Below are 5,161 nucleotides of genomic sequence, written 5' to 3' on the forward strand. Positions count from 1 at the left end.
ACAATCGGCAGCCAGGAAGAGATTGCATGAGCGCCGCCGACGCCACCGCGAATACCGCCGCCGCTGCCGAAGACGAAGACCTGGCGGTGCGCACCGCTGCCGGCCTCGGCATGATGTCCTGCCATCACTGCGGCACGGTCTGGCGAGAGGTGCGTGAACACGAACACTGCCAGCGCTGCGGCACTGCGCTGCACCTGCGCAAGCCGGACAGTATCAGGCGCAGCTGGGCATTCCTGATCGCGGCCTGCATCATGTACATCCCGGCCAACCTGATGCCGGTGATGATCACCAAGACCTTGCTCGGCGTGCAAGAGGATACGATCATGAGCGGCGTGATCTATTTCTGGGTGTCCGGCGCCTGGGAGCTGGCGGCGATCATTTTCATCGCCAGTTTCCTGGTGCCGCTGTTCAAGCTGGCGTCCCTGATCCTGCTGACCTGGACCGCGCAAAAGCGCAGCCGCTGGCGCCGCCTGCAGCGCGCCAAGCTGTACCGGCTGGTGGAAATCATCGGCCGCTGGTCGATGCTGGACGTATTCGTGGTGTCGCTGCTGGCCGGCCTGGTGCAGATTGAAGGATTCGCCAAGATCACCGCCGGTTTCGGCGTGCTGGCGTTTGCCTCGGTAGTGGTGCTGACCATGCTGGCCGCGCTCAGTTTCGATCCGCGCCTGAGCTGGGACAGCAGCGATCAAGAAGATATGGATGAGAATCAAAGAATGAAAGCACAAGATGAGTAATGAAAACACCCCGGACAACGCCCTCCCGCCCTTGCCTGAACCCAAACTGAGCCGCAAGCGCGACTGGCTGCCTTCGCTGATCTGGCTGATCCCGATTGTGGCCGCGGTGGTAGGCCTGACGCTGGTGGTCAAGATCCTGGTCGAACGCGGACCGTCGATCACGATCACGTTCCGCACCGCGGAAGGCCTGGAGGCCGGAAAAACCAAGGTCAAGTACAAGGATGTCGATATCGGCCTGGTGCAGACCATCACCTTGAGCAAGGATCGTTCGCACGTGCTGGCCAATATCCAGCTGTCGAAAGAAGCCGAGAGCTTCACCGCCGCCGACACCCGTTTCTGGGTAGTGCGGCCGCGGGTGGCGGCCTCCGGCGTCTCCGGCCTGGGCACCCTGCTGTCGGGCGCTTATATCGGCGCCGACGCCGGCACCTCCAAGGAAAAGAAAGACGAATTCACCGGACTGGAAGTGCAGCCTATCGTCAGGCTCGACGCCTCAGGCAAGCAGTACATGCTGCACGCCACCGACATCGGCTCGCTGGACATCGGTTCGCCGGTCTACTTCCGCCGCATCAAGGTCGGCCAGCTGGCGGCATTCGACCTGGATGCCGACGGCAAAGGCGTGACCTTGCGCATTTTCATCGATGCGCCCTACGATAAATTCATCGGCATCAACACCCGCTTCTGGCATGCCAGCGGCTTCGACATGCAGATCAACGCCAGCGGCTTCAAGCTGCGCACGCAATCGCTGGCGACCGTGGTGCTGGGCGGCATAGCCTTCCAGGCGCCGGACGACCAACTGGGCTCGACAGCCAAGGAAAACACGACCTTCAACCTGGCCGCGGACGAGGAAGCGGCGCTGAAAGAACCGGATGGCCCGTCGGAAACCGTGGTCATGTATTTCAACCAGTCGCTGCGCGGCCTGACGCCGGGCACCACCGTCGACTTCCGCGGCGTGGTGCTTGGTGAAGTCAAATCGATAGGCATCGAATACGACGCCAAGCGCCGCGAATTCAACATGCCGGTGGTGGTGCAGGTCTATCCAGAACGATTGGGGCGCCGCTATGCCGAGGATGAAAAACATTCGAGCTATACCGCCAAGCAGCGCCTGCAATACATGGTCAGCCGCGGCTTGCGGGCGCAGCTGCGCACCGGCAACCTGCTGACCGGCCAGCTCTACATCGCCCTCGACTTTTTCCCGAAAGCGGCGCCGGCCACCGTCGATACCTCGACGGCGATCATCGAACTGCCGACGATTCCTAACAGCCTCGATGAAATCCAGTCGCAGATCGCCGAGATCGCCAAGAAACTCAGCAAGGTGCCGTTCGACCAGATCGCCGCCGACCTGCAGAAAACCCTGGGCACCCTGAACCGCACCCTGCTCAATGCCGAGCAGTTGACCAAGAGCCTGAACAACGATGTCGCGCCGGAAATCACGGCCGCCATGAAGGATGTGCGCGTCACGCTGGACAACGCCAACCGCACCCTGTCCGACAATGCGCCGCTGCAGCAGGATATCCGTGCGACCCTGCAAGAACTGACGCGCTCGGCGGCGTCGGTGCGGATCCTGACCGACTACCTGGAACGCCATCCGGAAGCACTGATCCGCGGCAAGCAAGAGGAAAACAAATAATGACATCAACCACCCGCATCTGCACCGTCGCTACCTTCACTGCGCTGCTGCTGGCCGGCTGCGCCTCCGCCCCGACCCATTTTTACACGCTCGCGACGCCGACAGCGGCTGCCCCGGCCATCCAGAATTCGAAGCTGTATATCGACGTGGCGCCGGTCTCCCTGCCGGAGCGCCTGGCGCGGCCGCAGCTGGTGGTGCGCAGCGCCGGCAGCGCTTCCAGCACCCGGGTCGACATCCTGGAGCAGGAACGCTGGTCTTCGCCGTTCAACAATGAATTGCGGGATGCATTGGCGAGCGGCATCGCCAATCGCCTGGGAGCGATCGATGTCAGCCGCAGCGGCCGGCCGACAGACCAGCCGGTGTATCGGATCGCGGTCGAATTGCGCGAATTTGACGCCGTGCCCGGCGACAAGGTGCAAGCCACTTACGGCTGGACCATCAGCCGCTCCGACAGCGGCCGCAGCAGCGCCTGCCAGTTAAGTGTGGCGGCGACAGTCAATCCTGGCATTGATGGTTTGGTGCTTGGAGTGCAGCGCACGGTGGCGGATGTGGTCAGCGGCATTGCCGCCAATATCACGGCATTCAAGGCGAATCCCGCGGCGGCCTGCCAAGGCGACAGGCCGCAGGCATAAACGTCAAAAAAACGTCAGAACCGCTCGTAGCCCAGCAGATAACGCCATTCCCCGACCGCCAGGCCGGCCATCGGCAGGCGGCCGATGCGGATGCGTTTGCTGGCCACCACTTGCAGCCCGACCTGCTCGCACATGTGCACGACCAGCCCGCGCGGCGGCGCCTTGAGTGCAAAGCGCAGGCGTTTTTCATTTTGCCAACTGACCTTGATCGGCGGCAGCGGCTTGCGGTTGAAGCTCAGGCCATGGTTCAGCAATTTCAGGCCGTCAGGAATGATGTCGCCGGCCACTTCAACGATGTACTCATGTTCGATCTTGGCGGCGTCGTCCACCAGCTTGCGGGTGATCCGCCAGTCCTGGGTAAACACCAGCAAGCCGCTGGCCAGCGTCTCCAGCGGTTCGATCAGGTTGAGGTTGGCCAGGTGGCGCTTCAGGAAACGCAGTTCGGCGCGGTCGTCGGCTGCGCGCTTGTCCGGCACGATCAGGTCTGAAGCCAGCTCACTCAGCGCCGGACCGGCAAACAGGTCGAGGCCGGCCGGCTTATGGAACAGGATGGTTACCGGATCCTGCGGTTCCAGCGTGGCGTCCGCCGCCAGTTCCACCTGCTGCTGCACGCCGATGCGCAAGCCCGGCTCTTCCACTACTTCGCCATCGACCTTGACCCAGCCGCCCTCGATATATTGCTCGGCTTCGCGGCGCGAGCAGGAAACCAGTTCAGCGAGATGTTTTGCAAGGCGGATTGATTCTGTCATGTATGAGGTCCGGAGGCATAAAAATGATGGGCGGCCATTGTAACCGCCTTGCACCTGGTTTATTTGCGATACATTTCAGGCCGCGGCTTGTTGCGCTGCTCGTAAATCGTCTTGGCGTCTTCCCGTGCGCGCTCCAGCGTGCGCATGACGGGATCGTCATCGTGCAGGCTAAAAAAATCCTCGGCTTGCGCATTCATCACATATTTGATCGCAGCCTTCTCTTTCACATCGTATAACTCCACCAGCAAGGTGGTGACTTCGTCCAGGTATTCTTCGTAGGTCATGATACTCTCCGGCCTTTCTTGCCGCGCTCACCTTCATCCACGGTGTTACAGGAAGAGCCCGGCGAGCGTATTTTGCACCAAATAGCCCGGCAGGACCAAATTATCAGGTTCAATGCGGCTGCGACGGCGGCTTCAATCCGGCGAATTTTCGCCACAAGCGGCCGATCTTCGACTTATTGTGTTTTCGGCCGGAAGCCAGCAGTTTGACGGCCAGGCCGCACGATTGCGCCAGCTCGGGATGCTGTTCGGCGACCTGCTGCAGCAGCTGGGCAGCCACGCTGCGGTCGTTGGCCGCACCTAAACCGTCCTGCAGGTCGCTCAACGCCGCCACATATGCATGGCCGCGTTTAGGCGGGAAATACGAAGCAAAAAACTCGCTGGCGTAACGCGCCTTCTTGGCGGCGATCCTTACCTTGTGGCGCCTGGCGGCGTCATGCTGCCTGATGCCGCCGCCGCGCTTCAGCAGTTTCTTTTGCAGGCCGGCCAGTTTTCTGACAGCGAATTTTTTCAGGGGCGCAGACAGTGCGGTTACCTGCACGGCGTCCAGCTCTTCGCGCCAGCGCCGCCCTTCTATCCAGCTTCCCAGCAATAACAACAAGCGCGTATAAGCACGCGAGTTGAGCGCCGCCGCGACTGCATGGCGACGCCTGCCGGCTTCGATGGAAGTCAACCGCCGCAAGTTTTCCAGCTGCTGTTGATCCGGACAGCGCCTTACTACATCGTCCAGCGTCGCCACCGCCAGCACTTCCCAATCGCGCGCCGGCCCCAGCGTGGCGGCCAGCCAGTCAAGCCGTTCCGCTATTTCCGGCGGCGTCGGAATCGCTTTCTTGAACAGGCCCAGCACAGCGAGCAAGCGCCGCAGCCCGACCCGCATCTGATGCAGGTTTTCCGGATCGGCGCCGTGCACCACGCCATCTTCATTGCCTTGCATCTGCGCCAGGCAGTTGCCGAGCAAAGCCTGGAATCCTTGCTCCAGCGTCAGTCCGGGCGCCAATTCAACTGGCTGCGCCTTGACAACGGCGCGCTCTCGCGGCGCATGCATGGCATAACCGCGTTCGGCCTTGCTGGCATTGGCGGCGCGCAGCGGCAGCGTCTGCTGCAAGGCCAAAGCCAGCTCAAACAAGCTCGCCGCGGC

6 protein-coding genes are annotated in these 5,161 nt (G+C 62.0%); 3 read left to right on the forward strand and 3 right to left on the reverse strand.

All coding sequences use genetic code 11. The features are described from left to right. The first annotated feature begins 26 nt into the window (after positions 1-26). From JWQ61_RS11590 to JWQ61_RS11600, 3 genes are read left to right on the forward strand one after another with little or no spacing between them, the layout of a single operon-like run. Positions 27-734: a paraquat-inducible protein A gene (locus tag JWQ61_RS11590; protein ID WP_304360671.1), complete on the forward strand. Its 708-nt coding sequence runs from the start codon at positions 27-29 to the stop codon at positions 732-734. Next, the gene (locus JWQ61_RS11595; RefSeq protein ID WP_304360666.1) at positions 727-2,361 is read left to right on the forward strand and encodes an intermembrane transport protein PqiB; all 1,635 of its coding nucleotides are present in this window, start codon (positions 727-729) and stop codon (positions 2,359-2,361) included. Before JWQ61_RS11590 ends, JWQ61_RS11595 begins: the two co-directional genes overlap by 8 nt. Next, positions 2,361-2,993 carry a membrane integrity-associated transporter subunit PqiC gene (locus tag JWQ61_RS11600; protein ID WP_304360667.1) on the forward strand — a complete coding sequence of 211 codons (633 nt, stop codon included), beginning with the start codon at positions 2,361-2,363 and terminating at the stop codon, positions 2,991-2,993. The genes JWQ61_RS11595 and JWQ61_RS11600 overlap by 1 nt, the downstream gene beginning before the upstream one ends. A gap of 14 nt (positions 2,994-3,007) precedes the next feature. Here JWQ61_RS11600 and JWQ61_RS11605 read toward each other — a convergent pair whose 3' ends face one another. The 3 genes from JWQ61_RS11605 to JWQ61_RS11615 form a co-directional block, all read right to left on the reverse strand. After that, positions 3,008-3,742 carry an rRNA pseudouridine synthase gene (locus JWQ61_RS11605; protein ID WP_304360668.1) on the reverse strand — a complete coding sequence of 245 codons (735 nt, stop codon included), beginning with the start codon at positions 3,740-3,742 and terminating at the stop codon, positions 3,008-3,010. A gap of 59 nt (positions 3,743-3,801) precedes the next feature. Next, positions 3,802-4,026 (reverse strand): hypothetical protein, encoded by a 225-nt coding sequence (locus JWQ61_RS11610; RefSeq protein ID WP_304360669.1) that lies wholly within the window; start codon positions 4,024-4,026, stop codon positions 3,802-3,804. A gap of 109 nt (positions 4,027-4,135) precedes the next feature. Beyond that, on the reverse strand, positions 4,136-5,161 hold a 1,026-nt coding region (locus JWQ61_RS11615; RefSeq protein WP_304360670.1), incomplete at its 5' end, for a CHAD domain-containing protein.

Source organism: Collimonas fungivorans (assembly GCF_028292705.1).
Taxonomy (GTDB): domain Bacteria; phylum Pseudomonadota; class Gammaproteobacteria; order Burkholderiales; family Burkholderiaceae_D; genus Collimonas; species Collimonas fungivorans_B.